Below are 15,926 nucleotides of genomic sequence, written 5' to 3' on the forward strand. Positions count from 1 at the left end.
CGGTGCGCATCGCGATCGTCGGGCCGACGTATCCGTACAAGGGGGGCGGGGCCCAGCACACCACGGAGCTGGCGCACCGGCTGGCGGCGCTCGGCCACGACGTGGTGATCGAGTCGTGGCGCGCCCAATATCCGTCGTTCCTCTATCCGGGGCAGCAGACGATCTCCGCGCCTGAGGGCACTCCCTACGACAGGACCGTGCGGCGGCTCGACTGGCGGCGGCCCGACGGCTGGGTGGCCGCCGGGCGGCGGCTGCGCTCGGCCGACCTGGTCGTGCTCGCCGTGCTCAGCCCGGTGCAGGTGCCCGCCTACCTCGGCATCCTGTACGGGCTCAAGCGCCGCACCAAGGCGATCGCCCTGTGCCACAACGTGCTGCCGCACGAGCGCAAGCCCTACGACGAGCCGCTGATGAAGGCGCTGCTCAAGCGGGTCGACGGCGTGCTGGCCCACTCCGAGCAGCAGGCGGAGCTGGCCCGGGGGCTCACCTCCAAGCCGGTCAGCGTGGCCGGGCTGCCGCCCCACCTGCCCTCGACGACGGCGGAGCGCTCGGCCGAGGTGCACCGCAGGCTGCTGTTCTTCGGCATCGTGCGGCCGTACAAGGGGCTCGACCTGCTGCTGCGGGCGCTGCCCGAAGGCATCTCGCTGACCGTGGCCGGTGAGTTCTGGGGCGGGCTCGACGAGACCAAGGCGCTGATCGCCGAGCTGGGCATCGGCGACCGGGTCGAGCTACGGCCGGGCTACGTCGCCGCGGGAGAGGTGCCCAGGCTGTTCGCCGCCGCCGACGCGCTCGTGCTGCCCTACCGCAGCGCCACGGCCAGCCAGAACGTCTGGCTCGGCCACGAGCACGGCGTGCCGGTGATCGCGACCAGGGTGGGCGCGCTGGCCGAGCACGTCACCGACGGCGTGGACGGCCTGCTGGTCGAGCCGAACGACGTGGGGGCGCTGCGCGAGGCGATCGAGCGGTTCTACGCCTCGGGCGAGCCCGAGAGGTTGCGGTCGGGGGTCAAGGCGGTCGATCCCGAGCCGTTCTGGTCGGCGTACGCGGGCACGCTGCTGGCCGCCTGACGCCCGAGCAGCACGAACAACCCCGCGAGTGCCGCGTCGGCCAGCGTGAACGCCACCCGCGACACGATCGCCACCGCGAGCGCCGCCGGCGTGCCGATGACCGGCCCGAGCACGAGCACGAGCGCGCCCTCCCTGACGCCGACGCCGGCCGGCACCACGACGATCAGGATGCCGGTGGCCCAGGCGAACGCGTAGGCGCCGGTCGCGATCACGTAGAGGTCGGCCCCATGGATGGCGCTGCCGGCCACCAGCCAGATGTGCAGGCCGTAGACGAGCCAGCCGAGCGCCGTCCAGCCCACCGCCACCAGCACCGTACGGCCGGGCAGCACGCTCTCCAGCGGCTCCCTGCGCGCGATGCGCAGGGCCAGGTTGAGCCCCCAGGCCAGCACCTTGGGATGCAGGCAGACGATGATCACCGGCACCAGCAGCACGAGGTACCACGCCTGCCGCACCGCCTCCAGCGTGCCCAGCGTGGCCGCGGCGATCGAGATCGCCACCCCGAGGTTGATCACCAGCCCCAGCGAGATCGTCGCGAACGTGCGCCGCGGCGGGCTGCCGTGGTCGCGGCCGAGGTCCATCATCGCCGCGTACGCCCACACCGCACCCGGGATGTACTTCCCGAGCTGCCCCACGAACATGATCCGCCCGGCCACCCGCACCGGCACCCGCGTGCCCAGCCCCGCGAGGATCTCCCGCCAGGCCACCAGCATGAAGAACTGGCCGAGCAGCACCGAGCCGAACGCCCCGAGCACCGCCCAGGGCGACATGCGCGCGAGCGCGCCGGTGGTCTCTTCCCAGTTGGCGGCCAGCCCGTAGCCCAGGAAACCGAGCGCGACCAGGGCGAGGAGGAGGCGCAGCAGGCGGCGGAGCATTGGCTCAGGTTACGCGCGGTACGCCTGGTAAAGCCAGACGACGACGGCCACCGGCGCAGGCGCCGCCGCCTCAGGCGCGCTGCGACTCGCGCGCGACGAGCCGGGCGCCCATCGTGATCTCGTTGTCGTGGCGGGGGAGACGCCAGACGAGGGTGTCGCGGCTGTCGTCCAGCCCTTCGACGATGTCGATGAACTCGCCGCGGATCTTGTCGAAAAGCGCCGCTATGCCCCCGTCCGTCGGCCTCCCGCCAGGTCGGCCACCGTACCCCAACCGGTTTGACGTCGGATGGGCGCAGAGGTCGGTACGGTTGGGAGTCGTGGTGAAAGAACGGGTCGCGCAGCTCGAATACTCGGAGTTCCAGTCCGCCATGCTCGACGAGGAGAAGCGGCGGCGGAAGGCGGCGAAGATCATCGCAGTCCTCGAGCACTTCCATGGGCCGCTCGACGGCCTCACGGTGGGCGACGTGGGCTGCTCGGCCGGCTTCATCGCCGACGAGCTGGCGCAGGCCGGTGCCCGCCACACGCTGGGCATCGACATCGACGTGCCGGGGCTGCGCAAGGCGGCCGACCGGTTCGGCGAGCGGGTGGCGTTCGTCTGCGGCGACGGCACGGCGCTGCCCTTCCCCGACGGCTCGATCGACGTGCTGGTCTTCAACCACATCTACGAGCACGTCGTCGACCCCGACGCGGTGGTGGCCGAGATGCACCGGGTGCTGTCCGACGACGGCGTGCTCTACCTGGGGCTCGGCAACCGGCTCGGCATCATGGAGCCGCACTACAAGCTGCCGTTCCTGTCCTACCTGCCGCCGGCGCTCGCCGACCGCTACGTCCGCGCGTCCGGCCGGGCCGACCACTACTACGAGCGGTTCAGGACGCGGCGCGGGCTGCGCAAGATGCTGCGGGCCTTCCACATATGGGACTACACGTTCCCCGTGCTCGCCACACCGACCACGTTCGCGGGCGGCGAGCTGTTCCCCGGCGTGCTCGGCAAGGTGGTCAAGGCCGTCCTGTCGCGTACGCCGCGCGGGGTGCTCAAGCTGCTGCTGCCGGTCGTGCCGACGTACCTGTGGGTGGCGACCAAGCGGGCCCGCCGCCCGGCGGGCGCGCACCTGCCGCAGCCGCCCGAGCGGGTGCGGCCGCTGTGACCACCGACGAGGCCGCTTCCGAGGCCGTGCCCCGGCGCTCACCGGCTCGCCGGTTGGTGAGATACGGCTTCCTGGCCGTCGCGCTCGGCTTCGGCGCGTGGGCGGTGATCAGGGAGTGGGACGCCGTGGTGGCCGGGTTCGCCAGGCTTTCGGTCCCCGCGCTCGCCGGCTCGCTGGTCGCGGTGGTCGCCGCGCTGCTCGGAGCCATGCTGACCTGGCGCACCCTGCTGGCCGACCTCGGCTCGCCGCTGCGCCTGCGCCCGGCCGCGAAGGTGTTCTTCGTCGGCCAGCTCGGCAAATACATCCCCGGCACGGTCTGGCCGATGCTCGCCCAGATGGAGATGGGCCGCGACCTCGGCGTGCCGCGCTCGCGCAGCGCGGCGGCGTTCTTCCTGATGATGCCCGTCCAGCTCGCCACCGGCCTGCTGGTCACGCTCGTCACGCTCGGCTGGGACCGCTACGGATGGCTGCTGCTGTTCATCCCGCTGCTGCTCGTGCTGCTGGAGCCCAAGGTCGTCAACGCGGTGATCGGCCTCGTCCTGCGCAAGCTGAAGCGCGAGCCGCTCGAACGCCCGCTGACCAGGCGCGGCATGCTGACCGCGCTCGCCTGGGCGCTGGCCGGCTGGGTGGCCTACGGCGTGCACCTCTACTTCGTCGTCCCGCAGGGCGGCCTGGTCTTCGCCGTCGGCGCGTTCGCGCTGTCGTGGTGCCTCGGCATCATGACCTTCGTGATCCCCGCGGGCGCGGGCGTCAGGGAGCTGGCCATGGTCGCGGTGCTGGCCCCGCAGCTCGACCGGGGCTCCGCCATCGCGGTCGCCCTCGCCTCCCGGATTGTGATCATCGCCGGTGACCTGATCTGCGCCGGAACCGCCGGAATCGCAGCTCGTCGCGACTCAGTGTGATTTGGCCCACGATTTAGGGGAGGCTGGTCATAAGCTGAATTTCAAGAGGGGGACGCCCGTCCCACGTTGATCTTGAGGGGAGAAGATCTTCGTATGCCTCGTGTGCTCGTCGATGCGGCGGCGGTCCCCGCGGACCGCGGCGCGCTGATCAGATACGTGGACGGGCTCGTGGCCGCGCTCGACCGCGCCGGCGCCGAGCTGTCCGTCGTCTGCCAGCGTTCCGAAGCCGAACGCTACCGGCGCCTCGCGCCGTCCGCCCAGATCATCCCCGGCCCCGTCGCCATCACCAACAGGGCCGCCAGGCTCGCGTGGGAGCAGAGCGGCCTGCCGCTGCTGGCCCGCAAGGCGGGCGCCGACGTCATCCACGCCCCCTACTACTCCATCCCGCTCGGCTCCGGCGTGCCGACCGTGGTGACCGTGCACGACGCGACCTGGTTCACCGAGCCCGACCAGCACAGCCCGCGCGCCTCCTTCTTCCGCTCGGCCACCCGCACCGCCGTCCGCCACGCCCGGCGCATCATCGTGCCGTCCAAGGCGACCAGGGACGAGCTGGTCCGCGTGCTCGCCGCCGACCCCACCCGCATCGACGTCGCCTACCACGGCGTCGACCTGGCGCAGTTCCACCCGCCGACCGAGGAGGAGATCCAGCGGGCGGCCACGAGGTGCGGGCTGCACGGCCAGCCGTACGTCGCGTTCCTGGGCGCGCTCGACCCCCGCAAGAACGTTCCCAACCTCATCCGCGGCTTCGCCGCCGCCGTCAAGCGGCTCGACCGGCCGCCCGCGCTGGTCATCGGCGGCGGCGTGCACGAGGACGACGTGGACGCCGCGTGCCGGGAGGTCGAGGCCACGGTCAGGGTGATCAGGCCCGGCTACCTCAGCGCGCCCGACCTGCCCGGCTTTCTCGGCGGCGCGCTCGTCGTGGCCTTCCCCTCGCGCGGCGAGGGGTTCGGGCTGCCGGTGCTGGAGGCCATGGCCTGCGGCGCGCCGGTGCTGACGACGCACCGTTCGTCGCTGCCCGAGGTCGGCGGCGACGCCGTCGCCTACACCGAGCCCGACGCCGACAGCATCGCCACCGCGCTGGGCCAGCTGCTGGCCGCCCCCGAGCGCAGGCGGCAACTGCGGGAGGCGGGGCTCGCCAGGGCCCGCGAATTCACCTGGAACGCCTCGGCCGAGGCGCATCTCAGCTCCTATCAACGCGCGATCGAATAGTTCGGTAACCTCACGGAGTGATGGAGAGCTCTTTGCCAGACCTCGAGGCGATCCTCCTGGTCGGGGGGCAGGGCACGCGCCTGCGTCCGCTGACACTGGGCACGCCGAAGCCGCTGCTGCCGACCGCCGGGGTGCCGTTCCTGGCCCACCAGCTGGCGCGGGCGCGATCGTTCGGCGTGCGCCGGATCGTGTTCGCGACCTCCTACAAGGCGTCCATGTTCGAGCCGGCCTTCGGCGACGGCTCGGGGTTCGGGCTCACGCTCGAGTACATGACAGAGGAGACCCCGCTCGGCACCGGCGGCGCGATCCGCAACGCCGCGGAGGCGCTCACGTCGGGGCCCGACGACCCGGTGCTCATCCTCAACGGCGACATCCTGTCCGGCCATGACATCGGCGAGCAGGTGCGTCTCCATCGCGCGCGCGAGGCCGCTGTAACGCTCCATCTGACGGAAGTGGACGACCCGAGCCGGTTCGGCTGCGTGCCGACCGACGACGAGGGCCGCGTGACGGCCTTCCTGGAGAAGACGCCCAACCCCGTCACCAACCGCATCAACGCCGGCTGCTACGTCTTCACCCGCTCGGTGATCGACTCGATCCCGCGCGACGAGGTCGTGTCGGTCGAGCGCGAGACGTTCCCCGGGCTCATCGAGGCGGGGCGGCTCGTGCTGGGCTACGCCACCCGCACCTACTGGCTCGACGTCGGCACGCCGGCCGCGTTCGTGCAGGGCTCGCGCGACCTGGTGCTGGGCCGGCTGTCCTCGCCCGCGCTGCCCGGCCCGACCGGCGAATACCTGGCGCTCGACGGCGCGCGGGTCTCGTCCGAGGCGAAGGTGCTGGGCGGCACGGCCGTCGGCGCGGGCGCGGTGATCGAGGCGGGCGCCACGGTGGCCGGCTCGGTGCTGAGCGACGGCTGCGTGGTCGAGGCGGGCGCCTCCGTCACCGACTCGGTGCTCGGCCAGGGCGCGCGCGTCTGCGCCGGCACGGTGGTGCGCGACGCGGTCATCGGTGACGGCGCGATCGTGGGGCCCGGCAACGAGCTGCAGCACGGCGTACGCATCTGGCCGGGCGTCGAGCTGCCCGAGCGGGCGCTGCGCTATTCCAGCGACGTCTGAGCACGCGGCAGACTGGACGCGTGAAAGAGCGCAGGTGGGTGCCCGGCGGGCCGCTCGACGTCGAGCTGGCCCTGCACCCGCACCGCAGGGGCGGCGGCGACCCCACCTGGCGCAAGGGCAATGACGGCTCGGTCTGGCGCACGTCGAGGACTCCTGACGGGCCCTGCACGCTCCGGGTGAGCGTCGCGGCCGGCACCGTGCTCGGGCGGGCGTGGGGGCCGGGCGCCGACTGGGCGCTGGAGACGCTGCCCGCGCTGCTCGGCGCGGACGACGACCTGTCCGGGTTCAGCGTCCGGCACGAGGTGCTGGCCGAGGCCGTACGCAAGCATCCGGGAGTGCGCATCGGGCGGACCGGCCGCGTCATGGAGGCGCTGGTGCCCGCCGTGCTGGAGCAGAAGGTCGTCGGCAGGGAGGCGTGGCGGGCCTGGCGCTGGCTGCTGGCGCATTACGGCGAGCCCGCGCCTGGTCCCGCGCCCGAGGGCATGCGGGTGGTGCCCGAGCCCGTGGTGTGGCGGCAGATCCCGAGCTGGCACTGGCACCGGGCGGGCGCGGAGGCCGTCCGCGCGCGGACCATCGCCACCGCGGCCTGGCACGCCGACAAGCTGGAGTCGGCGGCCACCACGCAGGAGCTCGACCAGCTGCTGCGGGCGCTGCCCGGCGTCGGGGTGTGGACCTCGGCGGAGGTGCGGCAGCGGGCGCTCGGCGACCCCGACGCCGTCAGCGTGGGCGACTTCCACCTGGCCAAGCTGGTCGGCTACGCCCTGACGGGGGAGAAGACCGACGACCGGGGGATGCTGCGGCTGCTGGAGCCGTACGCGGGGCATCGGCACCGGGCGACCGTGCTGGTCTGGCTCACCGGGCTGCGACCGCCGGCCAGGGGGCCGCGCATGCCGGTGCGCGACTACCGGTCGTTCTGAGCCGACCCTGGGTGCGTACGGCGAACTCAGGCCGACGTACTGTGCACCTTATGAGTTCTGACTCCGCGCTCCGCCGCGCCCTCGCCCGCGCCAGGGACGGCAAGACGCTCGACGTCACCGAGGCGACCGTCCTGCTGCACGCCCGTGACGGCCACCTCGACACGCTCCTCGACCACGCCTCCCGGGTGCGCGACGCCGGGCTGCGGGCCGTCGGCCGCGAGGGGATCATCACCTACAGCAAGAAGGTTTTCATCCCGTTGACCCGGCTGTGCCGGGACCGCTGTGGTTACTGCACCTTCGCGACCGCGCCGCACAAGCTGCCCGCGCCGTTCCTCAGCCCTGACGAGGTGCTGGAGATCGCCCGGCAGGGGGCGGCGATGGGGTGCAAGGAGGCGCTGTTCACGCTGGGCGACCGGCCGGAGGACCGCTGGCATCAGGCGAGGGAGTGGCTCGACGCCCATGGCTATGACGACACGTTGTCCTACGTGCGGGCCATGGCGATCAGGGTGCTGGAGGAGACCGGTCTGCTGCCGCACCTCAACCCCGGGGTGCTGAGCTGGCGTGACCTGCAGCGGCTGAAGCCGGTGGCGCCGTCGATGGGCATGATGCTGGAGACCACGTCGCGCCGGCTCTATGAGGAGAAGGGGCAGCCGCACTACGGCTCGCCCGACAAGGATCCGGCCGTGCGGCTGCGGGTGCTGGAGGACGCCGGGCGCTCCAACGTGCCGTTCACCACGGGCATCCTTATCGGCATCGGCGAGACCGTCGAGGACCGCGCTGAGTCGATCTTCGCGATCAGGAAGGTGGCCAGGGAGTACGGCGGTGTCCAGGAGGTCATCGTGCAGAACTTCCGCGCCAAGCCCGACACCGCGATGCGCGGCCTGCCGGACGCCGACCTGCAGGAGCTGGCCGCCACGATCGCGGTCGCCAGGCTCGTGCTCGGCCCCCGCGTACGCCTCCAGGCGCCGCCCAACCTGGTGGACGCCGAGTACGAGCTGATGATCAGGGCCGGCATCGACGACTGGGGCGGCGTGTCCCCGCTCACCCCCGACCACGTCAACCCGGAGCGGCCGTGGCCGCAGATCGACGAGCTGGCGGCACGCACGCGCGATGCCGGGTTCGCGCTCAGGGAACGCCTGACCATCTACCCCGAGTACGTCCGCGCCGGCGAGCCCTGGCTCGACCCCCGCCTGTTCGCCCACGTCGCCGCGCTCGCCGACCCCGAGACCGGGCTGGCCCGCGAGGACGCCGTGCTCGAAGGCCGCCCCTGGCAGGAGCCCGACGGCGGGTTCGCCGCGTCCGGCCGGGTGGACCTGCACGTCGAGGTGGACACGACCGGCCGCACCCACGACCGCCGCGACGACTTCGACCACGTCTACGGCGACTGGGACGCCCTGCGCGAGCGGCTCGGCACGGTCGCCGCCGGCACGCCCAGCGACGTGTGGCAGGCCCTGCGGCGCGCCGAGTCCGACCCGGCCGGGCTGACGGACGCCGAGGCCGTGGCCCTGCTCGGCGCCGACGGCGAGGCGCTGGACGAGCTGGCCGCCATCGCCGACGGGCTGCGCCGCGAGGCGGTGGGCGACGACGTCACCTACGTCGTCAACCGCAACATCAACTTCACCAACGTCTGCTACACCGGCTGCCGCTTCTGCGCCTTCGCCCAGCGCAGGACCGACGCCGACGCCTACACCCTGAGCCTCGACCAGGTCGCCGACCGGGCCGAGGAGGCGTGGGCGGCCGGGGCGACCGAGGTGTGCATGCAGGGCGGCATCCACCCCGACCTGCCCGGCACGGCGTACTTCGACATCGCGCGGGCGGTCAAGGAGCGCACGCCGGACATGCACGTGCACGCGTTCTCCCCGATGGAGGTCATCAACGGCGCCAGCCGGACGAACCTGTCCATCCGCGACTGGCTGGAGGCCGCCAAGGAGGCCGGCGTGGACTCGCTGCCCGGCACCGCGGCCGAGATCCTCGACGACGACGTGCGCTGGGTGCTCACCAAGGGCAAGCTGCCGGCCAAGGAGTGGATCGAGGTCATCACCACCGCCCACCGGGTGGGCATCCCCACCACCTCCACCATGATGTACGGCCACGTGGACAACCACCTGCACTGGGTCAGGCACATCAAGCTCATCCGCAGGCTGCAGGAGGAGACCGGCGGCTTCTCGGAGTTCGTGCTGCTGCCGTTCGTGCACACCAGCGCGCCCATCTACCTCGCGGGCGTGGCCAGGCCGGGGCCCACCGCACAGGAGAACAGGGCCGTGCACGCGCTGGCCAGGATCCTGCTGCACGGCGCCATAGCCAACATCCAGTGCTCCTGGGTGAAGCTCCAGGACGACCTGTGCCGCCAGGTGCTCCAGGGCGGGGTCAACGACCTCGGCGGCACGCTCATGGAGGAGACGATCAGCCGGATGGCCGGGTCGGAGAACGGGTCGTACAAGACGATCAGCGAGCTGCGCGCGATGGTCGAGGTGAGCGGCCGCCCGGTCAGGCAGCGCACCACCGAGTACGGCGTCCCCAGCGCGGAGCGGCTGGCGGCCTCGGCGGCCAGCGACGGCGTCTGCCAGAGCGTCAGAAAGGTCCTGCCGCTGGCCTAGTTGTAACATGTTCTAACAACGTCTTGCGTGCGCCAGGTGAGGCGCTGGGAGAATCGTCACTCCCCCGGGAGAGAGGTTCACCGTTGCGGTCGGGTCGGCACCACGCCGCGCTGTCCCCCGAGCAGCGCCGCAGGAAAGCGCTCAGGCGCGGCATGCTGGCGGGGCTGACGGCCGTGGCGATCGTCGCGGCCGGTCTCGTCGTCGTCTTCGGCGGCGGTGGCCTGCTGTGCCGTACGCGAGAGCCTGTTCTGGTCGACGTCGCGGCCGCGGTGGACATCGCGCCGGCCGTCATGGAGGCGGCCGACGCGTTCAACGCGACCAAGACGGCCGCGGGTGGCCGGTGCGTGCTCGTCCAGGTGACCGAGCAGCCGCCGGCCACGGTCCTGCGCACGCTCATCGGCGACCGGGCCGGCGTGCTGCGCGAGCGGCCCGACGGCTGGATCGCCGACTCCTCGGCCTGGATCAGGCTGGCCCGCCGGCAGGGCGCGAGCGCGCTGCCGGCCGAGGAGAGCGTGGTGGCCACCTCTCCGCTGGTGTTCGCCACGCGGTCGTCGCTGGCCAGGCGCTTCTCCGTGGGCGGCACGCAGATGAACTGGCGGATGGTCTTCCCCTCGACCGTGCGCGGGCGGCTGGCGCCCACCGCCGACGAGCCCGACGTCGTCCGCGTGCCCGACCCCTCGCTGGCCGGCGCCGGCATCGCGACCGTGGCCGCCGCGAGGGACGTCGTCGGCTCGGGGCCCGACGCCGACAAGGCGCTGACCGCGTTCGTCCGGTGGGCGCAGGCCGGCTCCGCGCCCGACTACCGCAGCATGCTGGCCGCCGTGGACGACCGCACGTTCTGGCAGCGGCCCGTCGTGATCGTGCCGGAGCAGTCGGTCTTCCAGCACGGCCTGCGGCCGTCGGCCGACCCGGTGGTGGCACTGCACCCGCGCGAGGGCACGATCAACCTCGACTACCCGTACGTGGTGACCGCCGGCGACCCGGCCGTGGCCGAGGCGTCCAGCGCGTTCGCCGCGTGGCTGCGCGGCCAGCAGGCGCAGGAGATCGTCAGGCGGGCCGGGTTCAGGTCGGGCGACGGCCGACAGGGCCCGATCTCGCCGGGCCCGCAGCTCCCCACCACCGCGCCCCTGACCAGGACGTCGGTCTCACCGGACGACATCGACGCGGCCCTGCGCGCCTGGAGCCGCCTGGCCCCCGCGACGAACATCCTCGTGCTGGCCGACACCTCCAAGCACATGGCCGAGCGGCTGAACGGCCGCCCCCGGCTGGACGTCGCCCTCGAAGCCGCCAAGATCGGCCTGCGGCTCTTCCCCGACTCCACGCACATGGGCCTGTGGGAGTTCGCCGACGGCATCGGCGGCATCAAGGGTTACCGGCAGCTCGTCGGCCTCGGCCCGATCAGCGAACCGGAGCGCGGCCAGGTCGTCCGCAAGGGCCGGCTCGACGAGCTGACCAGCACGATCACCGCGCATCCGCGCCGCGACAGCTCCCTGTACGACGCGGTGCTCAGCGGCTTCCGCAGGGTGACGAGCGACTACCGGGAGGAGATGAACAACTCGCTTCTGGTCATCACCGGGGGCAAGGACGACGGCAAGGGCGTCGAACTGCCCGACCTCGTACGGCGGTTGCGCGAGGAGTGGGATCCCGACCGGCCCGTGCAGATCATCGTCATCGCCTTCGGCAAGGGCGTGGACCGCGACGGGCTGGCGCAGATCGCCGCCGCCACCAACGGCTCGCTGCACGAGGCGCAGGAGCCCGGCGAGATCATCGACGTGTTCCTCGCCGCGCTGGCCCGCCGCCTGTGCCACCCCACCTGCAAGCCGACGACCTGACCGTCAGCGGACGACGATGAAGTCGGCCGGGTCGCGGGGTGCGCGGTCGCGGGGCGGCGCGGCGGCATGACCGACGGCCACGCAGCCCATCGGGTCCCACGACTCGGGCAGGTCGAGCACCTCGCGCACCACCGGCCGGCAGAACATCGTGGACGACACCCACGCCGAGCCCAGCCCCTCGACGGCGAGCTGGATGAGGAAGTTCTCCACCCCCGCGCCCGTCGCCACCACGAACATCTCCCGCTCCGAGGCGTTGCGCCGGTCGTCGCGGTAGGTGTGGGAGCCCTCCATGACCAGGCAGGGCACGACCAGGTAAGGGGCGTTGCGCAGCACGTCGCCGCGCCTGACCCGCTTGGCGATCGACTCCTCGGAGAAGCCGTCGCCGCGCAGGTCGGCGATCCACGCCTCGCGCATGGCGTCGAGCAGCTTCGTCCTGGTCTCGGGCGACTCCAGCAGCACGAACCGCCACGGCGTCGTGTGGTGTGGCGCGGGCGCCGCGATGCCCGCGGCGACCGCCCTGCGCACCGCCGCCGGATCGACGGGCTCGCCGGAGAACTCCCTGATCGTCCGGCGGGCGAACACCACGTCACGCGAGCCGTGACGGAACAGGTCCTCGTCGGCCGGGCGCACCAGCGGCCGGACGCCGGGCCCGTCGTCGTCGGTCACCAGATGGGCGAGCCCGCGCACGATCGCCACGGGGACGCCGTCGAGCTTGCCCTTGACCAGCTCGGCCGCGCTCGCGATCTCGTCGGCCAGCGCGGTGACCGTGGCGCTCAGCTGGTTGCCGTAGGAGTCGGCGCGGCCGCGGTAGTCGTCGAGCGGCCGCAGCCCGGCCACCCCGATCGCCACGTCGGTCAGCCCGTTGCGCCACGGCCGCCCGAACGTGTCGGAGACGATCACGCCCGCGCGCCGGCCGAGGCCCGCCCTGATGCGCCTGGCCGAGGCGTCGGGGTCGGCGGGCAGCAGCAGCACCGTGCCGGGCTCGGTGTTGGAGGCGTCGACCCCGGCGGCGGCCATCACGAAGCCGTGGCGGGTCTGGGTGATGACGGTGTCGCCGCGCCGCGCGACCACCCGCGCGGTCTCCTCCGCGATCGCCGCCGTGCGGTCGGGCGCGTGGCGTACGCGGCCCTCCGCCTTGCTCACGATCTTGGACGTGACCACCACGATGTCGCCGTCGCGCACGTCCGCGCCGGCGAGCAGCGCCGCCACGTCGTCGCCCGGCCGCACCTCGCCGATGCCGGTCACCGCGATCACTTCGACGTGCTGGGGAGTGGTGGTCATCGGCTGAGCTCCTGGGCGAGGTCGAGTGCGGTACGGGCGATGCCGGCCGCGGCGTCGGCGTCGTGCATGAGGATCGGCCCGGCGACCACCCTGACGCCGTCGAGCGCGGCCCCGGCGTCCTCCTCGGCCACCAGCCAGCCGTCGATCAGGTCGGCGCCGTACAGCTCGAGGACGGCCTGCGCGGTCGTCTCGACGCCGATGGCGGTCAGGCAGGCGTCGGCCATGCCGCGCACCGGCGCGCCGCCGATGATCGGCGAGACGCCGACGACGGTCTTGGGCAGCAGTGCCTCGCGGATGCCCGGCACCTGGAGGATCGTGCCGATGCTCACCACCGGGTTGGACGGCGGCAGCACCACCACGTCGGCCTGCTCGATCGCCTCGAGCACGCCCGGCGCGGGCTTGGCGGTGTCGGCGCCGACCAGCGCGAACGACTGCGCGGGCACCGAGGCGCGCAGGCGTACCCACCACTCCTGGAAGTGGATCGCGCGCCTGCCGTGCTCGTCCTCGATCACGACGTGGGTCTCGCAGCGGTCGTCGGTCATCGGCAGCAGCCGCACGCCCGGCTGCCAGCGCGCGCAGAGCGCCTCGGTGATCTGGGAGAGCGGGTAGCCGGCCTCCAGCATCTGCGAGCGCACGATGTGGGTGGCGAAGTCGCGGTCGCCGAGCCCGAACCACTGCGGCTCGACGCCGTACGCGGCCAGCTCCTCCTTGACGACGTGGGACTCCTTCGCCCTGCCCCAGCCCTGCTCCTCGTCGATGCCGCCGCCGAGGGTGTACATGACGGTGTCGAGGTCGGGGCAGACGCGCAGGCCGAACAGGGTGATGTCGTCGCCCGTGTTGCCGATGACGGTGATGGAGGCGTCGGGGGCGGCGGCGCGCAGGCCGCGCAGGAACCGGGCGCCGCCGATGCCGCCGGCGAGGGACACGATGTGCATGCGGACCAGTCTTCCACCGGCCCGCGGCGAGCCCGTCGCGGGATCTGTTTTACGGAAGCGCTCTGCCTTATATGTCGAGGTATTAGCCGATTTGATAGGCAAGTGCTTTCTGTGACTCCCGGCGGCTGAGTCGGTGATGTGGCAAACTCCCTTCGGACCAATGGGTCTGATGGGGGTACTTGTGAGCAAACTTGACGTAGCCCGGCTGAAGGAGCCGGCCGCTTGGATCATGCTCGTCACCGGGTTGATCAGGGTGTTGCTGGCGATCGGCCACCTTCTGGTCGGGTCGTCGGCCTTGTCGTCGTTCACGGAACGCGCGGCCACCAACCTGTCGAGCCTGACCAACCCGGTGGTGACGGCGCTGCTGCTCGGGTCCGTGCTCCTGGTGACCAAGGTGGGCGAGCCGTCGCCCAAGGCCAAACCCATCGCGTACGGCGCGGCGGCCGGTCTGGGCCTCGCCGCGCTGTTCGGACTCGTGGCGTTCTTCGCCGGGCTGGCCGCGGGGCTCGGCGGGCGCGGCGTGATCGAGTTCGTGCTGACCGGGCTGACCTCCCTCGCCCTGACCGCCATCGCCCTGGTCTACCTCCTTCCGCAGGTGCTGCCCGAGCGGCCGGCGGCGCAGGTGTATCACGGCCAGTTCGGGCCGCAGCCCGGCTTCTTCGACCAGCAGCCGCCGTACGGGCAGCCCGGCCAGCCTCAGGCGGGGCCCGGCCAGCCCGGCTTCCAGCAGCCCGGCTACCACCAGCAGGTCCCCGGCGGGCCCGGCTACGGCCAGCAGGACCCCGCTTACGGCCAGCCGGACCCCGCGTACGGCCGGCAGCCGTCCTCCACCCCCGGCTACGGCCGGCAGCCGATGAGCGGCCAGCAACCGGCCCCCGGCCAGCCCGCTCAGCCGGCCCAGAGCCAGCAGCCCGCCCAGCCCGCCCAGCAGCCCGTTCCCGGCCCGCACTCCGGCTACGGCCAGGAGCCGCCGTCGAGTCCCGGCTACGGCCAGCAGGACCCCGCGTACGGCCAGCAGCCGCCCTCCACCCCCGGCTACGGCCAGCAGCCCCCCTCCGTGCCCGGCTACGCCCAGCAGCCGATGAGCGGCCAGCAGCCCGTCCAGAGCCAGGAGCAGCCCCCCGCTCCCGCCTACGGCCGGCAGCCGCCCTCCACGCCGGGCTACAGCCCGCAGCCGCCGAGCTTCGGCGGCCAGCCGGAGCCGCCGGCGGCCCCGCAGATCAGGGGCGCCCTGCCGGCCGCGCCCTCGGACCAGCAGCAGCCCGAGCCGTTCGCCCCCCAGAGCTTCGAGCAGCAGCCGGAACCGCAGCCCTTCGCCGCTCAGAGCTTCGAGCAGCAGCCCGAACCGCAGCCCTTCGCCGCTCAGAGCTCCTACGCCCCCGCGGACACGGCGCCCGCGTCCCCGCCGGCCGGGGAGTACACCCCCGCCCCTTACGTCCCGGCCGACAGCCAGCCGAACGTCTACGGCCAGGCCGGCCAGAACCCGTACGCCCCCCAGGGGGACCAGAGCCCGTACGCTCCGCAGCCCGAGCAGAGCCCGTACGCGCCTCCGGCGAACGACCAGCCCTACCCCACGGGCGACACCGCCCCCAACGTCTCGTACCAGGGACAGAGCGCCTTCGACCAGCAGCAGGGCGGGCAGCCGTTCACCGGCTACTCGGGCCACGAGTTCGCCCAGCCCGCCTACCAGGAGCCCGACCCGCCCGTGGACCCGCGCTCCCAGCAGCTCATGGACGCCTACCAGCAGGCGGACACGTACCAGTCGAACGCCGGCGCCCCGCAGCCCCGCCCGTACGACGACCCGTTCGGCCACCCCCAGGGCGCCGGGTACGAGCCGCAGCAGGGCCAGTACCAGCCCACCCACCAGGCCCCGGCAGCCCAGCAGGGGCAGTGGGAGGGCGCACCTGCCGACTCCACGATGCGGCTGGACCAGTTCCAGCAGGGCGCGTTCGGCGATCAGCGCGGGCCGGGGGACGACCCCATCGACCCGACCGCCATATACACCCCCAACGAGCCACGCAGGTAACGGACCGGCAATGAACGACTAGAGAGAAGGTGGG

General features: G+C 72.9%; 13 protein-coding genes. 9 read left to right on the forward strand and 4 right to left on the reverse strand.

What is annotated here, in order from left to right; all coding sequences use genetic code 11:
- The first annotated feature begins 2 nt into the window (after positions 1 to 2).
- Positions 3 to 1,064 carry a glycosyltransferase family 4 protein gene (locus tag AB0K12_RS02655; RefSeq protein ID WP_364555110.1) on the forward strand — a complete coding sequence of 354 codons (1,062 nt, stop codon included), beginning with the start codon at positions 3 to 5 and terminating at the stop codon, positions 1,062 to 1,064.
- On the opposite strand, the gene AB0K12_RS02660 is transcribed toward AB0K12_RS02655, so the two are convergent.
- Together AB0K12_RS02660 and AB0K12_RS02665 are read right to left on the reverse strand one after the other, a co-directional pair.
- Complete coding sequence (locus tag AB0K12_RS02660; protein WP_364555111.1) at positions 965 to 1,936, reverse strand: lysylphosphatidylglycerol synthase transmembrane domain-containing protein; 972 nt, start codon at positions 1,934 to 1,936, stop codon at positions 965 to 967. The genes AB0K12_RS02655 and AB0K12_RS02660 overlap by 100 nt on opposite strands.
- Before the next feature lie 70 nt (positions 1,937 to 2,006).
- A complete protein-coding gene (locus AB0K12_RS02665) occupies positions 2,007 to 2,207 on the reverse strand; it encodes an SPFH domain-containing protein (protein WP_364555112.1) in 201 nt (66 codons plus the stop codon).
- Positions 2,208 to 2,253: 46 nt separating this feature from the next.
- Here AB0K12_RS02665 and AB0K12_RS02670 point away from each other — a divergent pair, with 46 nt between their 5' ends.
- From AB0K12_RS02670 to AB0K12_RS02700, 7 genes are all read left to right on the forward strand, one after another.
- Entirely contained in the window at positions 2,254 to 3,081 is an 828-nt protein-coding gene (locus tag AB0K12_RS02670) for a class I SAM-dependent methyltransferase (protein WP_364555113.1), read from the forward strand.
- Positions 3,078 to 3,983: a lysylphosphatidylglycerol synthase domain-containing protein gene (locus AB0K12_RS02675; protein WP_364555114.1), complete on the forward strand. Its 906-nt coding sequence runs from the start codon at positions 3,078 to 3,080 to the stop codon at positions 3,981 to 3,983. The genes AB0K12_RS02670 and AB0K12_RS02675 overlap by 4 nt, the downstream gene beginning before the upstream one ends.
- Before the next feature lie 93 nt (positions 3,984 to 4,076).
- Complete coding sequence (locus tag AB0K12_RS02680; protein ID WP_364555115.1) at positions 4,077 to 5,192, forward strand: glycosyltransferase family 1 protein; 1,116 nt, start codon at positions 4,077 to 4,079, stop codon at positions 5,190 to 5,192.
- Between the two features lie 20 nt (positions 5,193 to 5,212).
- Positions 5,213 to 6,304 (forward strand): NDP-sugar synthase, encoded by a 1,092-nt coding sequence (locus tag AB0K12_RS02685; RefSeq protein ID WP_364555116.1) that lies wholly within the window; start codon positions 5,213 to 5,215, stop codon positions 6,302 to 6,304.
- 20 nt (positions 6,305 to 6,324) lie between these two features.
- Positions 6,325 to 7,221, forward strand: a complete 897-nt coding sequence (locus AB0K12_RS02690) for a DNA-3-methyladenine glycosylase 2 family protein (RefSeq protein WP_364555117.1) — start codon at positions 6,325 to 6,327, stop codon at positions 7,219 to 7,221.
- A 50-nt stretch (positions 7,222 to 7,271) separates the two neighbouring features.
- On the forward strand, positions 7,272 to 9,818 hold the full coding sequence (locus AB0K12_RS02695) for a bifunctional FO biosynthesis protein CofGH (protein WP_364555118.1): 2,547 nt from the start codon (positions 7,272 to 7,274) through the stop codon (positions 9,816 to 9,818).
- Positions 9,819 to 9,901: 83 nt separating this feature from the next.
- Positions 9,902 to 11,650 (forward strand): substrate-binding and VWA domain-containing protein, encoded by a 1,749-nt coding sequence (locus AB0K12_RS02700; protein WP_364555119.1) that lies wholly within the window; start codon positions 9,902 to 9,904, stop codon positions 11,648 to 11,650.
- Between the two features lie 3 nt (positions 11,651 to 11,653).
- Here AB0K12_RS02700 and AB0K12_RS02705 read toward each other — a convergent pair whose 3' ends face one another.
- Together AB0K12_RS02705 and cofD are read right to left on the reverse strand one after the other, a co-directional pair.
- Complete coding sequence (locus AB0K12_RS02705; RefSeq protein ID WP_364555120.1) at positions 11,654 to 12,931, reverse strand: coenzyme F420-0:L-glutamate ligase; 1,278 nt, start codon at positions 12,929 to 12,931, stop codon at positions 11,654 to 11,656.
- Entirely contained in the window at positions 12,928 to 13,866 is a 939-nt protein-coding gene (cofD, locus tag AB0K12_RS02710; protein ID WP_364555121.1) for a 2-phospho-L-lactate transferase, read from the reverse strand. The genes AB0K12_RS02705 and cofD overlap by 4 nt, the downstream gene beginning before the upstream one ends.
- 181 nt (positions 13,867 to 14,047) lie before the next feature.
- Between cofD and AB0K12_RS02715 the strand changes: the two genes are divergently transcribed.
- Positions 14,048 to 15,892 (forward strand): hypothetical protein, encoded by a 1,845-nt coding sequence (locus AB0K12_RS02715; RefSeq protein WP_364555122.1) that lies wholly within the window; start codon positions 14,048 to 14,050, stop codon positions 15,890 to 15,892.
- Positions 15,893 to 15,926 lie beyond the last annotated feature (34 nt).

Origin of the sequence: Nonomuraea sp. NPDC049419 (assembly GCF_040676995.1) — a bacterium.
Taxonomy (GTDB): Bacteria; Actinomycetota; Actinomycetes; order Streptosporangiales; family Streptosporangiaceae; genus Nonomuraea; species Nonomuraea salmonea.